This window comes from methane-oxidizing endosymbiont of Gigantopelta aegis (genome assembly GCF_016097405.1).
In the GTDB taxonomy this organism is placed as follows: Bacteria; Pseudomonadota; Gammaproteobacteria; order Methylococcales; family Methylomonadaceae; genus Methylomarinum.
Genome location: NZ_JAEHGD010000001.1, coordinates 822,223 through 840,719 on the forward strand (window position 1 = coordinate 822,223; position 18,497 = coordinate 840,719).

Genomic DNA, 18,497 nt, shown 5'->3' on the forward strand with positions numbered 1-18,497 from the left:
GCATTTTTTGCAATAATTTACGAAATGAATTTTATTAAGCTGCTTGACATTCTGTTGTGTTGAAATTTTCCTTATCCGGATTAAGATAAACATGGCCAATGGGCGTTAAATTTCGTGTTTGTCGTCCATTCCATCGCTCTGGATTGTCTCTTTTTGCTTGCTCGATGACTCGTTTTCTTTTTTCGAGTACGGCGCTGTCTAAGCCGTTATGGCGTTGGTTGGGTGTTACAAACTTGAGCGCACTGTGTTGATGTTCATTGTTGAACCAACAAACGAAAGCTTCAACCCAGTTCCTGGCTTCGCTTAATGTTTTAAAAGGGTTTTCTGGAAAGGTATGATGATATTTGACTGTTTTAAATAACGATTCTGAATAAGGATTATCATTACTGACACGAGGTCTGCTGAACGACGTGGCAATGTCTAAATCGACCAATTTGGCCCTTAATGTTGCGCCTTTCATCGGACTGCCGTTGTCAGAATGTATCACCAATTGCTTTTTGTCGATGTTTTCCCGGCGAGCGATATCTTCGATCAAATCAGCAGCGTGTGCGCTTGATTCGGCATCATGAACTTGCCAGCCTACGATTTTCCGACTATAGATGTCCATCACCATGTAGAGGTAAAAATACTGCCCTTTGACGGGGCTTAATAAATACGTAATATCCCACGAGTAGATTTGATTGGCCTGTGTGGCTTTGAGTGACTGCGGTTTATTATGCTGACCTGCGGCTCCTTTAGCTCTGTGCTTAAGCTGGTTGTGGGCTTTCATGACACGATAAAAGGTTGATTCTGATGCGAGATAGCAGCCCAAATCCAATAACCTCGGAACGATTTGATGCGGCGTTAAAGCGCTGTATTCCGGTTTATTAATCACGGTGATGATTTCTTGCTTGATGGCCTCGGATAATTGATTGTGCACAGGCGCTGTATTGTGCAGTCGTAGGTCTTCTGAGAGTCCTTCTCCCCGGTTCCAACGCTGATAGGTTCGAGCTGATATACCCACCAGTTCACAGGCTAATTTCTGCCGCGCTCCATTGTCAACGGCTTCATCAATGAGTGCGCTGTAGTGTTGGCGATCTGAGTAGGCGATTAATCGGCCGCCTTTTCCCCCAGATCGCTTGGCACTTTTTGATAACACCAGTAAAGCCGCTGTTTCTGATAACGCTTTCTCTTTGCGGTTTAGCTCCTTATGCAAACGCTTGTTTTCTTGTTTGAGTTTTGTTTGCGCCTGTTTATATACGGATTCTGTTGATTTAGATTCTGACAAAAATTCCGCTTTCCAGGTATTTAGATGATGTAAGTAGATGCCTTGTTCACGACAATAGGCGCTAGCCTGATCATCGGTGAGATGATGACAATGAACAATGGCTTCAAAACGTTCTACTGTATTCCAATCTTGAGGGCTTTTTTCTTTTGACATGTTTGACTCTGTTTTTTCGAGTTGATTTTTCTTAGCTAACCGAATCCATTTTTGAAGTGTGGAGTAACCCACACCTAAAGTAACTGCAATTTGCTTTAGCGATTGTTCTGGTCTTCTGGATAATGCTTTTTCTACTGATTGTACTTTAAATTCTTGGCTAAATACGCTCATTTTTGTCTCCTGATTTAAAATTTCCTAGGCGACAGGTATGTTGACATAGGGGGATAATGGCGTATGGCGTCTTGTAGATATTCGATTCTACTTCGGGGGAGTCTATTACTCTATCGCATAGACTCCCTCGTACATTACGGCAAAAATAGCCGAAAGCGGGCGCCACCGAGCCGGCTGTCATTATCGATTTTAATGTAGCCTCGGCGTCCGTTGTTTTCATGCAGGGCGGCGATAGTGGATACAAAGTGTAATCCAAGACCGGTATTGCCGCTGATCCAGTCAAGCTTGTCCAGGTCGTTAGGGTCAGTCTCTAGCATGGCGGCCGGGTAACCTTCACCGTCATCTTCTATGGCCAGGCAGATAAAATCGCCTTCGGGGTAGGCGGATAAAAAAATGCTGCTGCGGCTGTAACGTTGTGCGTTGTTTAACAGCGTAGATAGCGCGTTGCATACTAGAGTGTTGTCGCAAAACAGCAAGTCGGCTTTACACTGAATCGACAGGCTGATGTGGCGACCTTCCAGCAAGAGGATATGTTGGGCGCGGACTTCGGCCAGAATGTCGCTGGCGGGGTGTTCATCAATATCGGCTTGAAATTTGTTATGATCAATTTTATATAGGACCAACAATTGCATCAGGCTGTTGTTGATGCGATGGGTTTCAAATTCCAGTTGCAGTAAGTTAGGGTCGTTCTGATATTTGGTCGAGAAGATGCGAGTTAGCTGCAATACGACACTCAAGGAGTTTTTTATATCGTGAATAGTTGATGCTAACAGGGTTGGAAAATGGTTTTTAGTTTGCATACTTTTCGTGTTGGGGCTGTAATTGGTTGATTTCTATCTGTAATTGGCCTATTTTTTGTTGCGGAATCTCAAGCTCTTGAGCTAGGCGAAGCTGATTCTGGATTTTTTGATAGTTATGTTGATTCTTTTCAGTTTTTAGTTTGAACAACTGGATTTTGATTATATTTAATAAAATTGTTTGATTATGCGGCATTCTCTCAAATGCATTTTCAAACAGGCTCAGCGCCTCTTCAATTTTTCCTTGTTCAAACAAGGCGACACCCCGGTTATTCAGATCAATTAATTCTTTTTTGGTTTGTTTGATCAGGTTGTCTGAAAAGCCCTTAAGGTCAAGTTGCTTTTGCATGTGTTGAATTTCTGCAATAAAGCCTTCATCATCAATATGGTTTTTAATCAAGGGACTGAGGATTTCAAGCGCTAAGGATTCTTTTTTATGCAGAAAACAGGTCTTACTGAGCTCAAGCAGGAGTTCTTTTGGCAGGCTTTTCTCGATAGATTGGCTTAAATTCAAGGCTTTATTTAATGAATCGTCAGCCTGTTTTGGCGCTTTTCGATGCAAGTGAATTTCAGACTCAACTAAAAGAGCGCGTATTTCAGCTTCGCTGTCATGTCTGAATTCGTCGCGCAGCATGTTTAAAACATTAAAAGCATCGTGGGTTTTATTATTATCGTTATAGGTTTTTGCCAGGGCGGCAAAATCGCCACTACTTTTGTGGATGGAATTTTTGCCTAATTTGATCACTTGTTTGAAGGCGTTTTCAGCATGCTCAAGATGCTGATTTCGATAAGCTGTTGCGCCTAGTTTTTTTTGTCTGAGGATGGCATTCGGTGAAAGCTCTACCGCTTTTGATAATATGTGTTCGGCTTTTTCAGGTTGATCAATTTGCTGATAGACTTGGCTAAGCCAGTCATAACATTCGATAAATAAAGGTGTTTTCTGTAAGATACTGTTAAACAAATCAATCGCTTGTTCGATGTGTCCGGCGCGAAATGCAATAATACCTAAACCTAGTCGTGCCCAAGGTAGTTCGCGCCTTTGCAGTATTTGTAGATAAATCTCTTCAGCCTTTGTTAAGTCATCAATGGCTAGCGCTAATTCCGCCCGTTTACGCAGCAGAATGAGGTGATGTTGCGTTTTTTGGCGTAGTAGTTGATCGCAATAATGTATCGCTTGAGCATAATTATTATCGTCAACGGCTTGCTGGATTGGGCAAAGCAATTGCTTGAGTAATAAATTGCGCTTCAGGCGAATGGATAACTGATGTGCGTTAAAGGGTTTGGTTAAATATTCATCAGGTTTAACATCCATGGCCCCTAATACCATTTGTGGCGTTTGTTCGCCGGAGATGATGATGAAAATGGCTTTAAAAGGAAGTAGCTTCAGCGTACGCACTTCTTCTAGTAGTTGCAGGCTGTTTTTGCCGACACCTAAGTTGTAATCGGCCAGAATGATGTCAAAAGAGCGTTTGCGAATGGCGGCCAATGCTTTTCCTGCATTGCTTGCTTCGACGACATGCTCGATATCCAAGGTGTAGAGCATGCTGCAGATAGATTTGCGCATAAATGGATTATCTTCAATCAGCAGGATTTTTTTGTCAGCTAGATTAATAGTCATATCCTATAGAAAAAGGTTATCAGATTCGTTTTTGTCGGTATCAAGGCGAAAAATACCGCTATGGCCTTTTAATACACATTTTTTCAAAGTTGTCATTCCATTGACGACAAAGAGGCGGCTGGGATAATAATAAAAGTCATGTTTGAAGAGTATAGTTGTGGATTGATAATTTTCTACCCTTGAAATTTTTTTGTTGACCCCCATATTGCGAAGCGATTCGTTATTTTTTAATAGGAAAGAGAAAAACCATGAGTGTTGAAACCCAAAAAGAAACCTTAGGCTTTCAAACAGAAGTCAAGCATCTGTTAGACCTGATGATCCACTCCTTGTATAGCAACAAGGAGATTTTTTTACGGGAATTGATTTCCAATGCCTCGGATGCGATCGATAAATTGCGTTTTGAGGCACTGGCTGATGATAGCCTGTATGAAGGTGACAGCGATCTGAAAATCAAAGTCTCTGTCGATAAGGATGCTAGAACCATTACCGTGTCGGATAATGGTATTGGTATGACGCGCGAAGAGGTGCAAAAACATATCGGCACCATCGCCAAATCAGGCACCAAAGAATTTTTCGAAAAACTGACCGGTGACCAGGCCAAAGACAGCGAGCTGATTGGGCAATTCGGCGTGGGTTTCTACTCTGCCTTTATCGTGGCGGATAAGGTGACGCTGATTACGCGCAAAGCGGGCGAAAAAGAAGCTGTGCGTTGGGAATCGGAAGGTAAAGGTGAGTACACCTTGGAATCAGCCGAAAAAGCCACACATGGCACTGATGTGATTCTGCATCTGAAAGAAGGTGAGGATGAGTTTCTGGATGAATTTCGGTTACGTAGCATTATCAAAAAGTTCTCCGATCATATCTCTGTGCCCATCGTGATGGATCGTGAAATTCCGGCAGAAAAAGATGACGAAGGCAATGAAACGGCGCCGGCTCGAGTTGAGGAAGAAGTAGTCAACAGTGCGTCGGCGTTGTGGACCTTGCCGAAAGAGGAGATCAGCGAAGAAGAATATAACGAATTTTACAAACATGTCGGCCATGACTTCCAGGATCCTTTAGCCTATGTTCATAGCCGGGTGGAAGGTAATGTGGAATATACACTGTTGCTGTATATTCCAGCTAAAGCGCCATTTGATTTATGGGATCGCGACGCTAAACATGGCGTCAAGCTGTATGTGAAAAAAGTCTTTATCACCGATGACGCCGAGAAATTGATGCCGCGTTATTTGCGTTTCGTGCGCGGTGTGATTGATACCGACTCTTTGCCATTGAATGTGTCGCGCGAAATATTGCAGCAAAGCAAGCAGATCAATGTAATCAAAGCTGGCGCTGTGAAAAAAGTCTTAGGGTTATTGGAATCGTTGGTCAAAGATGAGCCTGAAAAATATGCGCAATTCTGGGAGCAGTTTGGCAATGTGATGAAAGAAGGCGTTATCGAAGACATCAAAAATCGCGAGCGCATCGCCAAATTATTGCGTTTTTCTTCAACTCAGAGTGATCAGCCCAAACAGGATGTATCGCTGGAAGATTATGTCAGCCGCATGAAGGAAGGGCAGGACAAAATCTATTACATTACAGCCGACAGCTTTGCTGCGGCTAAAAACAGCCCGCATCTGGAAATCTTCCGTAAGAAAGGCATTGAAGTACTGTTATTGTCTGACAAAATTGATGAGTGGCTGGTGTCTAGTTTGACCGAATTTGATGGTAAACCGTTGCAATCGATTGCTAAAGGTGAACTGGATCTGGATAAATTCGAGTCGGAAGAGGAGAAGAAACAGCAGGAAGAAGTCAGCAAGGAATTTGAATCGGTACTGAAGCAGATTAAAGACGTGTTGGGCGATAAAATCAAGGATGTGAAAGTCAGTCATCGTTTGACCGATTCACCCGCCTGCCTAGTTACCGAAGCGCATGATATGAGCTTGAATATGGAACGCATTATGAAAGAAGCCGGACAAAACCTGAATATGCTGGGTATAGGGGGAACTAAACCGATTTTGGAAATCAACCCGCAGCATGAAATTGTCACGGCATTGAAGGAAGAACAGGATGACGCACGTTTTGCCGATATTGTGCAAATTCTGTTTGATCAGGCCATTTTAAGCGAAGGCGGGCAGCTTGATGATCCTGCGGCATTCGTGCATAAGTTGAATGTTTTATTGCGTGATTTATTGAAAAAATAAGCTGAAATAATATCTAATTTGCTCTGTATCTTATATGATTTTTTGAGTGCGTAACATATTGATATATAATTATTTTTAGCATTACTGGTCAGGGTGGGTGCGGGCGGTCAGCTCTACCCATCCTGCCAAAACAACTATTTAACCCATTACTGGAACCTGTTTAAGACCTCTGAGCCACTGCTATTGTTTTAGCTTAGGTTTTATACTCGAAATCTTCCTGTTTCGTACAAACTCTGGCTTTTGTGCGTCATCTGTACACAAATTACAGTGATTCGTAATAATCTTGGGCAGGTTCCAAGCATTTAACCTTCCCCCTTACTCTCGATAAAAAAATGAATCATTAGTATGCTCTTGTCTATATACAAAGACTATATTCAACAATGATTTATTGGTTTTTGTAGCAAGGCTGGGTTGAATTCGGTCGCCTGATGATATACTGCGACTATTTTGGAGACCGAAAAATGACCGAATTTAACAATGTAACCGTGGTTAAAAAAGCCAATGTCTACTTTGATGGCAATGTCAGCAGTCGGACGCTCAAATTTACCGATGGCAGCACCAAAACATTAGGCTTCATGTTGCCGGGGGAATACCATTTTAATACAGTGGATAAAGAACGGATGGAAGTTTTAGACGGTGAGTTACATGCGTTATTACCAGGACAGGATGATTGGCAAGTATTCAACGCAGGTGAGCAGTTTTATGTGCCGGCCAATAGTCAGTTTAGCGTAAAAGCCATGACGCCGGTCGATTATTGTTGTTCCTTTATCAACGCTTAAAGCCCTTTATAGACAGTCAGAAAAAGCATGAATACAGTCCAGTCACCTGAAGACAAAAGTTATGCCCGGATGATACTGTTTGCCGGAACCCTATTTATCAGTGCAACACTGATGTTTGTCGTACAGCCGATGTTCGGCAAATTATTATTGCCATTATTAGGGGGAACGCCAGCCGTTTGGAACACCTGCATGGTGTTTTATCAGATGGTATTGTTTTTGGGCTATCTCTATGCCCACTTTTTATCCGGCAGGCTCGAAACCCGGCGCCAGATTCAGATTCATCTGGCCATTATTGTGTTGAGTCTGATCGCTTTGCCGGTGGCATTGCCCGAGGGGATTACGCCACCAACCGAGTCTAATCCGACATTTTGGCTGGTAGCGGTTCTATTTATCGCCATCGGCCTGCCATTTTTTGTGGTGTCAACTACTGCGCCCTTATTGCAAAAATGGTTTTCCCGTGTCGGTCATCATACTAGCGATGATCCGTATTATCTGTATGCCGCCAGCAATGCAGGCAGTTTGTTGGCCTTGTTGAGTTATCCCTTTATCATTGAGCCAAATATTGGCCTGGCACAACAACAATTTATCTGGTCACTGGGCTATGCCTTATTGATTCTGTTGATTGCTTTTTGCGCCTGGGCCTTATGGCGCAGCCAAACGGCTGATGCGAGCTTCGAGTCTGCGACGGATGACGCGCCGACGCTGAATTATCAAACCCGCTTGTATTGGCTGGCGTTGGCTTTTGTGCCCTCCAGTTTGCTGCTGGGACTGACCAACTTCATCAGTACCGATATTGCTTCGGTGCCGCTGTTGTGGATTATTCCGCTGACTTTATATTTGCTGTCGTTTGTTCTGGTCTTTTCTAACTGGGCGCCGAGGATTCATCCCTTCATGTTGGCCGCGCAGCCGGTCATTTTGTTGCCCTTTATTGCGTTTTCTTTTATCAATCCAGCGGTCTTGCCTTATTGGTTGAATCTGTTGTTGCATCTGTTGGCTTTTTTTATGGCTATTATGGTGTGTCATGGAGAGCTGGCCAAAAACAGGCCGCATACCCGGCATTTAACCGATTTTTACCTGATTATGTCATTTGCGGGCATGTTAGGTGGTATGTTCAACACGTTTGTCGCACCGTTTGTGTTTGACGGGGTTTATGAATATCCAATCATGATTGTGGCAGCGTTGATGTTACGGCCGGGGTTTTTCGGCCAGCACTGGCGGGGTCAGTTGTGGTTGCCGGCATTGATACTTATTGCTGGTTTTGTGGTTTATTTCAGCACCGATCAGTTACCGGCTTATCTGGACAGTATCGGTGTGGTGCTGATTTTATTGGCCGGAGTGACTTATGCCTTCAGACAGCAGCCGCTCAGCCTGGCGCTTTTGACCGGTTTGATTTTGTTTTTCAGTCATGGCCTACACAGCTTACTATCCAATACTTTGTACCAGGAGCGCAGCTTCTTCGGCGTTTTTTCGGTGCGAGAAGCGGTGATGCTGGATGAACAGCAGCGGCCGGAAAAATATCACGAACTGTTCCATGGTACGACCAAACACGGCGCACAGCGCTTAAAACCGCCTTATGTCACAACGCCTTACACCTATTACAGCAAACCGGGGCCGATGGGACAGTTGTTTAAAGTGTATGACAGCCAGGACGCGCACTGGTCGATCGCTTCAGTGGGATTAGGGGCGGGTGCGCTGGCCTGTTATGCCAAACCCACACAAAACTGGCGTTTTTATGAGATTGATCCGTTAGTTATCAAGATTGCCAAAACCCCAAAATATTTCAGTTACTTGAGTCAATGCGCGCCATCAGCGCCGATTATTGTCGGCGATGCGCGACTGTCATTGCAGCATGAGCCTGATCAGCAGTTTGATTTATTGATTTTGGATGCCTTCAGTTCGGATTCAGTGCCTACGCATTTGTTGACGCAGGAGGCTATGGATTTGTATTTTGCCAAGTTAAAGGCTGATGGCATTCTGGCTTTTCATATTACCAACCGGCATTTGGCACTCAAAAAAGTGCTGGCTGACCATGCTCAAAAACTGAAACTGGCAGCGTTGATTCAGGAATTTAAACCGCCTGCCGATGCGATTTCGCTGATTGTGGCGACCGACTGGGTGGTGATGTCAAAAGATGCCAGACGTCTTGAAGCCTTGCAACAAAGCCGACTTGGCAAATGGCAGAAATTACCGCTATATTTTGATATGAAATCATGGACCGATGATTTTACTAACATCGTGGAAATCTGGAAATAATATGATAAGCATTGAACAATTGGCTACGCTGTGCGAGGCCGACATACAGGGTAAAAATACGACGGAGCATATTTATTCGGCCGCCGATATTATGCATGCTGAACAAGGGCAGGTGACGGTCCTCAGTGACGCTAAATACAAAAAATATCTGGTCGATTGCAAAGCCTCGGCTTGCTTTATCAGCCCCAAGCTGATTCCGGAGCAAGTGCCGGAGCATATAACTTTACTGGTATGTGCGGACCCTGAAATGGCGTTCCTTGAAGCCGTCAGACTGTTGCATCCAGATATTGAATTCAATAAAACTATCTCTGATAAGGCCGATATTGCAGATTCAGCCAGCCTCGGGCACGCGCTTTATATCGGCGCCTTTGCGACGATTGGGCAAGACAGCCAAATTGGTGATTACAGTGAAATTCATCCTGGCGTGCATATCGGACGCAATGTCAACATTGGTCAGCATTGCAAAATCTATCCCAATGCGGTGATTTACGACAACACGGTGATCGGCGACCATGTCATTATTCATTCCGGTGCGGTTATCGCGGCAGATGGATTTGGCTATAAATACCGTAATAATCAACATGTTAAAGTACCACATGTGGGCAATGTGGTAATTGCCGATCATGTGGAAATAGGTGCCAATACCTGTATTGACCGGGGTGCGCTAGGCTCGACCGTGATCGGGGCCGGCAGTAAAATCGATAACCTGGTGCAGTTAGGGCATAACAACCAGGTCGGACGGAATGTGATTATTTGTGGGCAGTCGGGGATTTCAGGGTCATGTGTGATTGAGGATGGGGCGATTTTAGCCGGCAGCTCTGGCATTGCCGATCACGTCAAAATAGGCCAGCAGGCCGTCGTCATGGCTCGTTCCGGCGTTTCGCAAGATGTCAAAGCCGGCACCCAGGTCTGGGGCAGTCCGGCGAAAGACCGTAAAGTGGCGTGGAAAGAACTGGCGGCTTTGAGTAAATTGCCCGAAGTGTTAAAAGCCTTTAAAGCACTGCAACTACGGGTCAGCAAACTCGAGCAGGAAAAGTAACCAACATTATTTGTAACTGCTCACCCGGTTGTGTTTTAGCCGGAGTAGGTCATTGATTTATCAGGACACGTGAATACATCCATGTAGTTCTGCATAACATCCCTGTTATGCAAGCCTGATAAATCAACAACCTACACCTGCTTTTTAGAGGGGGTGAGTAGATACCATTATTTGTAATTTAAACAGGATAGCGATTCTTGACTGAAATCATTATCGAACAGAGCGATCATTCGTATCGCCATTCCGTAGGGGCAATTCATGAATTGCCCCTACATGTTAGGATTAACTCGGCCGTAAATTCATCATACAAGTTACGTCTGCGTAATATCAGTTCATGATTTAAACAGGATAACGATACATATTATGAAACCAAAAATTAGCAAAGCTGTTTTCCCCGTCGCCGGTCTCGGTACTCGGTTTTTACCGGCCACTAAGGCCAGTCCCAAAGAAATGTTACCGATTGTGGATAAGCCGTTGATTCAATATGCGGTAGAGGAAGCCGTTGCGGCTGGTATCGACACCATGGTTTTTGTGACCGGGCGCAACAAACGCGCGATTCCGGATCATTTCGATAAGGCTTATGAGCTGGAAATGGAGCTGGAAAAAAGCGGTAAAACCAAGCTGTTGGAAATGTTGCGAAACATGATTCCCGAGCATATTTCTTGCGTCTTTATCCGTCAGTCAGAAGCCTTAGGACTAGGGCATGCCGTATTATGCGCGCGGCCGGTTGTCGGCGATGAGCCGTTTGCCGTCATTTTGGCTGATGATTTAATCGAAGATGCCGATCGCGGTTGTATGGCGCAAATGACAGCATTGTTTGAGCAACAGTCGCACAGTATTTTAGGGGTTGAGCCGGTCGATCCGAGTGAAACCGATAAATACGGTATCGTCGAGATTGAACAAGCCGGGGAGCGGGTTGGAAAATTACAAACCATTGTCGAAAAACCGAAGCCGGAACAGGCACCGTCAAACCTGGCTGTGGTCGGGCGTTATATTCTGACGCCGGCGATTTTTGACAAACTGGAAAAGACCCAGCGTGGTGCCGGCGGTGAGATTCAATTGACCGATGCGATTGCCGACCTGATGAATGATGAGCCGGTGCTGTCGTATCAGTTTGAAGGCAATCGCTATGATTGTGGCTCTAAATTAGGTTATGTCATCGCTAATGTGGAACACGCTTTATTGCATGACGATATTAAAGACGAATTTATTGCGTATTTGCGGAGCATGACGCTTTAATCCGAGTCGTGTCAGCGTAATTGCCGACTGCGGCGATCAAAAAACTGATGCAGTAATAATGCACTTAAAATCAGCGCCGTGCCCAGCATCACTTTAGGTGTTATCGGTTCGTGATTGATGCTGTAACCCAGATATAAGGCCATAACGGGCGAAATAATCGTGATAAAGGCCACGTTGGTTGCAGGCAGATGAATCAGCACATAGTAATACATGGCGAAACCAAAGGTGGTCGCGACAACGCCTAAATAAAGGATGGCCGTCGCCGCACGCCAACTGATGCTAGCGGGTAGTTGCCCCTGTTCCAGTGTATACCAGCTTAATAAATACAGTGGCATGGCGAATAACAAACCGCCCGAGACCTGTGTCATGGCCGGTAAGTGAGCATCTATTTTTTTGACCCAGACAGCGCTGGCAGCGTGCAAGGTCGCTGCCAGTAATACGCCGAGCATGCCGGCAATTGCCTGCGGACTCAGTTCCAATGCTGAGCTGAACATCATCGCCAATCCACCGGTGCCTAAAAGATAAGACGTTATTTTGCCGATACTTAAGCTTTTTTCATTTAAAACCAGTGCCGCCATAAATGCTGTAATGAATGGCGTCAGGCCAAAAATAACCGAAATCCAGCCGGAAGGAATCAGCCGCGAGGCCCAATATACCGCTATCATGGCGCCAAAGATTTGTAATGCAATGGCCAGATAGGTTTGCCTGGCTTTTGAATGAAAAGGTAGCTTTTGCCGCCGCAGTAATAAAATCAGAGCGACGCAAATAAAGCCAATCAGCATGCGAGAGGCTGCGCCAAACACAAATCCCGCGCCTTCCGCGCTCCATTTAATGGCTAATGGTGTGGTCGCCCAAAGCAGAATAACGCTGATATAAGCTAAAAATACGCGCATTTAATCCTCAGATAAATCCATATATTATAACGGCGTTACCTGAGAGGGAGGTAATCGGATGGGATAACACCCGTCATACCGGTTTAGATGGTGGGTATGACGGGAGGAAAGAGATGTTACATCACTGTTGCAAACCCTTCAAAACAGCCTGTAAGCTTTCATTGGCATCGCCAAATAACATACGGGTGTTTTCATGCACAAACAAAGGGTTACCGACACCGGCGTAACCGGCGGCCATGCTGCGTTTTAAGACAATGGTGGCTTTGCCTTTCCAGCATTCCAGTACCGGCATGCCGGCAATCGGGCTGTTTGGGTCGTCCAATGCAGAAGGGTTGACGATATCGTTAGCGCCGATAACCAGGGTGACATCGACATTCGGAAAGTCCTCGTTGATTTCTTCCATTTCATAGACAATGTCGTACGGCACTTTAGCTTCTGCCAGCAAAACATTCATATGACCAGGCATGCGTCCGGCCACCGGATGAATGGCGAAGCGAACCTGTTTGTTCTGTTCGCGCAGCAGCTTAGTGATTTCATAGACGGTATGCTGCGCTTGCGCTACGGCCATTCCATAGCCTGGGATGATGACGATATTTTTTGCATCACGCAACATATCGACGACATCGGCGGTATCGACCGATTGTACTTCACCTTCAACTTCGGCGGCTTCACCGGCATTATCACTGCCAAAACCACCGGCGATAACGCTGAGAAAATGCCGGTTCATGGCGCGGCACATGATATAGCTCAAGATAGCACCGCTGCTGCCGACCAATGCGCCGGTGACAATCAGCAGATCATTGCTCAGCATAAAGCCTGTGGCTGCTGCGGCCCAGCCGGAATAACTGTTTAACATGGAAACGACTACTGGCATGTCGGCACCACCTATTGCCATGACCATGTGTACGCCGAAAGCGAATGCAATCAGGGTCATAAAAATCAATGGCCACAAACCACCGCCTGTTTCAGCGCCGGTCAGGAACAGATTGCCCAGCCAGATGAACAGTGCGATCATGCCCAGATTGAGCAGATGGCGGCCGGGTAATAAAATCGGTTTACCACTGATTTTTCCGCATAATTTTCCAAACGCGATGACCGAGCCGGAAAAGGTGATCGCGCCAATCAGAACGCCGACATAGATTTCCACCTCATGAATTGTTTTTTCGACGCCGCTTAAGGTGCTGCTGTGGTCGATGAAGTTAGCGTAGCCGACCAGTACTGCGGCCATCCCGACCAGGCTATGCATAATGGCGACCAGTTCCGGCATTTGTGTCATTTCGACTTTAAATGCAGCTTTAGCACCGATAAAACCACCAATCAATAAAGCGACGATCAAGATGGCGTAAGCTGTGACCGATTCACTCAGCAATGTTGCGATAATCGCAATCAGCATACCCGCCATACCGTAATAATTACCACGGCGTGCGGTTTCCTGATTACTGAGTCCGCTCAGGCTTAAAATGAACAGAATAGAAGCGACAATGTATGACATTGTAACAAGACCTTGTGACATGATAATTTCTCCTATTTCCTGAACATTTCAAGCATGCGACGGGTCACCAGGAAGCCGCCGGCAATATTAATCGAGGCGATCAGCACGGCAAGTCCAGATAATAACGTAATCATAAAGCCGGGGGACGATATCTGTAGAATCGCGCCGATGATAATGATGCCGCTAATGGCATTAGTAACGCTCATCAGTGGCGTATGCAGCGATGGCGTGACATTCCAGATGACTTGATAGCCCACGAAACAGGTTAAAACGAATACGGTAAAATGCGCCATGAACGACTCTGGCGCGACCGAGCCTATTCCATACAATGCGCCTGCCAACGCACCTAATAATAACAGCTGCTTGACTCCTTCCGGTAGTGCAGGTTTGGGTTCAGGTGGTGCTTCCTCAGTTTTGGGTTTAGCCGCTTCCGCCTTTTGCGGTGCGGCGCTGAGTTTGGGGGGCGGTGGCGGCCAGGTGATCTGGCCTTCTTTAATGACGGTGGCACCGCGGATAACCTCATCGTCCATATTGATGACCAGCTTGCCGTTTTTCTTCGGGCATAAATCAGCCAACAAATGTCTGAGATTAGTGCCGTAAAGCTGGCTGGCTTGATTTGCCATGCGACTGGGCAGGTTGGTGTAGCCGATAATGGTGACGCCGTGTTCGGTGACGATCCTGTCCTTTTTGGTCAAGGCACAGTTACCGCCTTGTTCAGCGGCTAAATCGACGATGACGCTGCCAGGCTTCATGGACTTTACCATTTCCTCGGTGATGAGTGTTGGCGCTGGCTTACCCGGAATCAATGCTGTCGTGATGATAATGTCGACGTCTTTAGCTTGTTCGGCAAACAGTGCCATCTCAGCCTTAATAAATTCTTCCGACATGGTTTTGGCATAACCGCCGCTACCGGAACCATCTTCTTCAACATCGAGCATTAAAAATTCGGCATCCATGCTTTCGATTTGTTCTTTAACTTCCGGTCGCGTATCGAAAGCCCGAACCACAGCGCCGAGGCTTTTTGCCGCGCCAATTGCGGCAAGACCTGCGACACCGGCGCCTATTACGAGCACTTTGGCCGGCGGGATTCTACCGGCCGCCGTGATCTGACCGGTAAAAAAGCGGCCAAAATGCTGTGCCGCTTCAACGACAGCGCGGTAGCCTGCAATATTAGCCATTGAGCTCAAGGCATCCATTTTCTGAGCGCGGGACAGCCGAGGAATGCTGTCAACAGCCAGCACGGTCACTTTTTTAGCCGCCAGTCGTTCTAAGAGTTTTTTATTCTGTGCCGGCCAGATAAAGCTGATCAAAACCTGGCCCTCATGCATTAAATCAACTTCATCATATTTTAATGCCGTGTGCTTTTGTGGAGCCCTGACTTTGAGAATAATATCGGCATCACGCCAGAGTTTATTCACGTCTTTTTCTATTTTGACACCAACTTCCTCGTAGGCAGCATCGGGAATATCAGCGCCGACACCGGCCTGAGTTTCCAGTATGACATCAAAACCGAGCTTGATCAGTTTTGCGGCAGAGTCCGGGGTTGCGGCGACACGCTGTTCGCCCTTGTGTATTTCTTTTGGGATACCAATTTTCATAAGCTCTCCTGGGCATTTATGAAGGTCTATGCCAGCATAAGAGATAAGGTGATTTATTTCAATGTTTTATGCTCGTAATTTTCCGCTACAATGAAAACTAAGAAAGATTAGATGCAGATGAATGAAAATTTTAATTGTTGATGACAGTAGGAGTATCCGGAACATGGTCGGGGCATGTACCCAAAGTATGGGACATGATGTCGTATTTGCTGAAAATGGGCGGCAATGTCTGGAATATATCGCTAAAAATACGGTAGATTTGATTTTAATGGATGTGGAAATGCCGGAAATGAATGGCGTGGAAGCGACGCGTATGATTCGTAAAATCAAACAGGATGATTGGTTTCCTATTGTTTTTTTCAGCGCTAAAGACACCGATGAGAGTTTTGCCGATGGCATATTGGCCGGTGGCGATGCTTATTTGATCAAGCCTTTGAATCTTTCGCGTTTGCAATTAACCATTATTGCGATGGAGCGTATTTATGATATGCGACAAAAACCGCTAAATGTCAACCAACCTGTCGCATTTTTTGCAATAATTTACGAAATGAATTTTATTAAGCTGCTTGACATTCTGTTGTGTTGAAATTTTCCTTATCCGGATTAAGATAAACATGGCCAATGGGCGTTAAATTTCGTGTTTGTCGTCCATTCCATCGCTCTGGATTGTCTCTTTTTGCTTGCTCGATGACTCGTTTTCTTTTTTCGAGTACGGCGCTGTCTAAGCCGTTATGGCGTTGGTTGGGTGTTACAAACTTGAGCGCACTGTGTTGATGTTCATTGTTGAACTAACAAACGAAAGCTTCAACCCAGTTCCTGGCTTCGCTTAATGTTTTAAAAGGGTTTTCTGGAAAGGTATGATGATATTTGACTGTTTTAAATAACGATTCTGAATAAGGATTATCATTACTGACACGAGGTCTGCTGAACGACGTGGCAATGTCTAAATCGACCAATTTGGCCCTTAATGTTGCGCCTTTCATCGGACTGCCGTTGTCAGAATGTATCACCAATTGCTTTTTGTCGATGTTTTCCCGGCGAGCGATATCTTCGATCAAATCAGCAGCGTGTGCGCTTGATTCGGCATCATGAACTTGCCAGCCTACGATTTTCCGACTATAGATGTCCATCACCATGTAGAGGTAAAAATACTGCCCTTTGACGGGGCTTAATAAATACGTAATATCCCACGAGTAGATTTGATTGGCCTGTGTGGCTTTGAGTGACTGCGGTTTATTATGCTGACCTGCGGCTCCTTTAGCTCTGTGCTTAAGCTGGTTGTGGGCTTTCATGACACGATAAAAGGTTGATTCTGATGCGAGATAGCAGCCCAAATCCAATAACCTCGGAACGATTTGATGCGGCGTTAAAGCGCTGTATTCCGGTTTATTAATCACGGTGATGATTTCTTGCTTGATGGCCTCGGATAATTGATTGTGCACAGGCGCTGTATTGTGCAGTCGTAGGTCTTCTGAGAGTCCTTCTCCCCGGTTCCAACGCTGATAGGTTCGAGCTGATATACCCACCAGTTCACAGGCTAATTTCTGCCGCGCTCCATTGTCAACGGCTTCATCAATGAGTGCGCTGTAGTGTTGGCGATCTGAGTAGGCGATTAATCGGCCGCCTTTTCCCCCAGATCGCTTGGCACTTTTTTTGATAACACCAGTAAAGCCGCTGTTTCTGATAACGCTTTCTCTTTGCGGTTTAGCTCCTTATGCAAACGCTTGTTTTCTTGTTTGAGTTTTGTTTGCGCCTGTTTATATACGGATTCTGTTGATTTAGATTCTGACAAAAATTCCGCTTTCCAGGTATTTAGATGATGTAAGTAGATGCCTTGTTCACGACAATAGGCGCTAGCCTGATCATCGGTGAGATGATGACAATGAACAATGGCTTCAAAACGTTCTACTGTATTCCAATCTTGAGGGCTTTTTTCTTTTGACATGTTTGACTCTGTTTTTTCGAGTTGATTTTTCTTAGCTAACCGAATCCATTTTTGAAGTGTGGAGTAACCCACACCTAAAGTAACTGCAATTTGCTTTAGCGATTGTTCTGGTCTTCTGGATAATGCTTTTTCTACTGATTGTACTTTAAATTCTTGGCTAAATACGCTCATTTTTGTCTCCTGATTTAAAATTTCCTAGGCGACAGGTATGTTGACATAGGGGGTTAGTCCAGTTATTAAAGCTGTCTATCCAGATTCCTCATTACAGTACATTAAGTCGCCGCCAGCAAACTCTGGAGGTTCGGCTGCCTCGTTCAAGCAGTCGAACGCCAAGACACTTAGTCGTCGATTCGACCGGCTTAAAAGTCTACGGTGAAGGCGAGTGGAAAGTTCGCAAACATGGTGCCAGCAAGCGCAGAACCTGGCGTAAACTCCATATCATGGTTGATGCACAAACGCAGGAAGTCGTGGCAGTTGAGATGACGGCTAATTTTGTTGGTGATTCCGAAGTCTTGCCGGATTTATTAGAGCAGCTGGATGAACACGACCAAGTTGCCAGTGTGGCGGCGGATGGCGCTTATGATACGATCCAGTGTCATCAGGCGATTCGTAACAAAGGCGCCGATGCATTGATACCGCCGCGGGAAGGGGCGGTGGAATGGCCGAGTGATGAAGATGGGAGAACTCATCCAAGAACAGCGATTGTTCAACGTTGCGCTGAAATCGGGAGAAAGGCATGGAAACAAGAAAGTGGTTATCATCAACGCAGCCTGGCTGAAACGGCTATGTTTCGCATCAAAACGCTCTTTAGTGGCCAATTAAAAAACCGGACCTTTGCGGCTCAGATGGTTGAGGCGTATCTCCGCGTCGGCGCAATGAATAAAATGACAGGCCTGGGTATGCCTGAAAGTTATTCTGTTTCATGAATAAAGACTGGAATTTAAGAAAAGAGTACGCTGTGGATTATTTATGCAACAAAGCCGAGCGATTTTCGCAAAAAGTTTACGAACCATATCTTTTCAACCTCTTGTACATCAAGACCTGAAAAATATTGTAGAATTATAAACCCTTAT

At 45.5% G+C, this 18,497-nt stretch carries 14 protein-coding genes and 1 pseudogene; 7 read left to right on the forward strand and 8 right to left on the reverse strand.

Going from position 1 to position 18,497, the window contains the following annotated elements:
- Positions 1 to 34: 34 nt before the first annotated feature.
- The 3 genes from JEU20_RS04140 to JEU20_RS04150 all read right to left on the reverse strand — a co-directional run bounded on the left by JEU20_RS04140 (position 35) and on the right by JEU20_RS04150 (position 4,006).
- Positions 35 to 1,591 (reverse strand): IS3 family transposase, encoded by a 1,557-nt coding sequence (locus JEU20_RS04140; protein WP_198243245.1) that lies wholly within the window; start codon positions 1,589 to 1,591, stop codon positions 35 to 37.
- A 134-nt stretch (positions 1,592 to 1,725) separates the two neighbouring features.
- On the reverse strand, positions 1,726 to 2,391 hold the full coding sequence (locus JEU20_RS04145; RefSeq protein WP_198243787.1) for a sensor histidine kinase: 666 nt from the start codon (positions 2,389 to 2,391) through the stop codon (positions 1,726 to 1,728).
- The gene (locus JEU20_RS04150; protein WP_198243788.1) at positions 2,381 to 4,006 is read right to left on the reverse strand and encodes a tetratricopeptide repeat protein; all 1,626 of its coding nucleotides are present in this window, start codon (positions 4,004 to 4,006) and stop codon (positions 2,381 to 2,383) included. Before JEU20_RS04150 ends, JEU20_RS04145 begins: the two co-directional genes overlap by 11 nt.
- A gap of 248 nt (positions 4,007 to 4,254) precedes the next feature.
- Here JEU20_RS04150 and htpG point away from each other — a divergent pair, with 248 nt between their 5' ends.
- From htpG to galU, 5 genes are all read left to right on the forward strand, one after another.
- Positions 4,255 to 6,186: a molecular chaperone HtpG gene (gene htpG, locus JEU20_RS04155; protein ID WP_198243789.1), complete on the forward strand. Its 1,932-nt coding sequence runs from the start codon at positions 4,255 to 4,257 to the stop codon at positions 6,184 to 6,186.
- Positions 6,187 to 6,647: 461 nt separating this feature from the next.
- Positions 6,648 to 6,965, forward strand: a complete 318-nt coding sequence (gene ppnP, locus JEU20_RS04160; protein WP_198243790.1) for a pyrimidine/purine nucleoside phosphorylase — start codon at positions 6,648 to 6,650, stop codon at positions 6,963 to 6,965.
- Positions 6,966 to 6,992: 27 nt separating this feature from the next.
- Positions 6,993 to 9,218, forward strand: coding sequence for a fused MFS/spermidine synthase (locus tag JEU20_RS04165; protein WP_198243791.1), 2,226 nt, complete (start codon positions 6,993 to 6,995; stop codon positions 9,216 to 9,218).
- A 1-nt stretch (position 9,219) separates the two neighbouring features.
- A complete protein-coding gene (gene lpxD, locus JEU20_RS04170; RefSeq protein ID WP_198243792.1) occupies positions 9,220 to 10,257 on the forward strand; it encodes a UDP-3-O-(3-hydroxymyristoyl)glucosamine N-acyltransferase in 1,038 nt (345 codons plus the stop codon).
- Between the two features lie 363 nt (positions 10,258 to 10,620).
- Complete coding sequence (gene galU, locus JEU20_RS04175; protein ID WP_198243793.1) at positions 10,621 to 11,496, forward strand: UTP--glucose-1-phosphate uridylyltransferase GalU; 876 nt, start codon at positions 10,621 to 10,623, stop codon at positions 11,494 to 11,496.
- Positions 11,497 to 11,507: 11 nt separating this feature from the next.
- Here the strand turns inward: galU and JEU20_RS04180 are convergent, their stop codons facing one another.
- The 3 genes from JEU20_RS04180 to JEU20_RS04190 form a co-directional block, all read right to left on the reverse strand.
- Complete coding sequence (locus tag JEU20_RS04180) at positions 11,508 to 12,389, reverse strand: DMT family transporter (protein ID WP_198243794.1); 882 nt, start codon at positions 12,387 to 12,389, stop codon at positions 11,508 to 11,510.
- A 121-nt stretch (positions 12,390 to 12,510) separates the two neighbouring features.
- Positions 12,511 to 13,902: a Re/Si-specific NAD(P)(+) transhydrogenase subunit beta gene (gene pntB / locus JEU20_RS04185; protein ID WP_198243795.1), complete on the reverse strand. Its 1,392-nt coding sequence runs from the start codon at positions 13,900 to 13,902 to the stop codon at positions 12,511 to 12,513.
- Positions 13,903 to 13,913: 11 nt separating this feature from the next.
- Positions 13,914 to 15,479, reverse strand: a complete 1,566-nt coding sequence (locus tag JEU20_RS04190) for a Re/Si-specific NAD(P)(+) transhydrogenase subunit alpha (RefSeq protein WP_198243796.1) — start codon at positions 15,477 to 15,479, stop codon at positions 13,914 to 13,916.
- Positions 15,480 to 15,600: 121 nt separating this feature from the next.
- Here JEU20_RS04190 and JEU20_RS04195 point away from each other — a divergent pair, with 121 nt between their 5' ends.
- Positions 15,601 to 16,065, forward strand: a complete 465-nt coding sequence (locus tag JEU20_RS04195) for a response regulator (protein WP_198243797.1) — start codon at positions 15,601 to 15,603, stop codon at positions 16,063 to 16,065.
- A 202-nt stretch (positions 16,066 to 16,267) separates the two neighbouring features.
- Here the strand turns inward: JEU20_RS04195 and JEU20_RS15800 are convergent, their stop codons facing one another.
- A complete protein-coding gene (locus tag JEU20_RS15800; RefSeq protein WP_425356702.1) occupies positions 16,268 to 17,164 on the reverse strand; it encodes an IS3 family transposase in 897 nt (298 codons plus the stop codon).
- Complete coding sequence (locus JEU20_RS15805) at positions 17,092 to 17,595, reverse strand: transposase (RefSeq protein ID WP_425356675.1); 504 nt, start codon at positions 17,593 to 17,595, stop codon at positions 17,092 to 17,094. The genes JEU20_RS15800 and JEU20_RS15805 overlap by 73 nt, the downstream gene beginning before the upstream one ends.
- A gap of 65 nt (positions 17,596 to 17,660) precedes the next feature.
- Here JEU20_RS15805 and JEU20_RS04205 point away from each other — a divergent pair.
- A pseudogene (locus tag JEU20_RS04205) lies at positions 17,661 to 18,350 on the forward strand (IS5 family transposase); the annotation flags it as partial.
- Between the last annotated feature and the right edge of the window lie 147 nt (positions 18,351 to 18,497).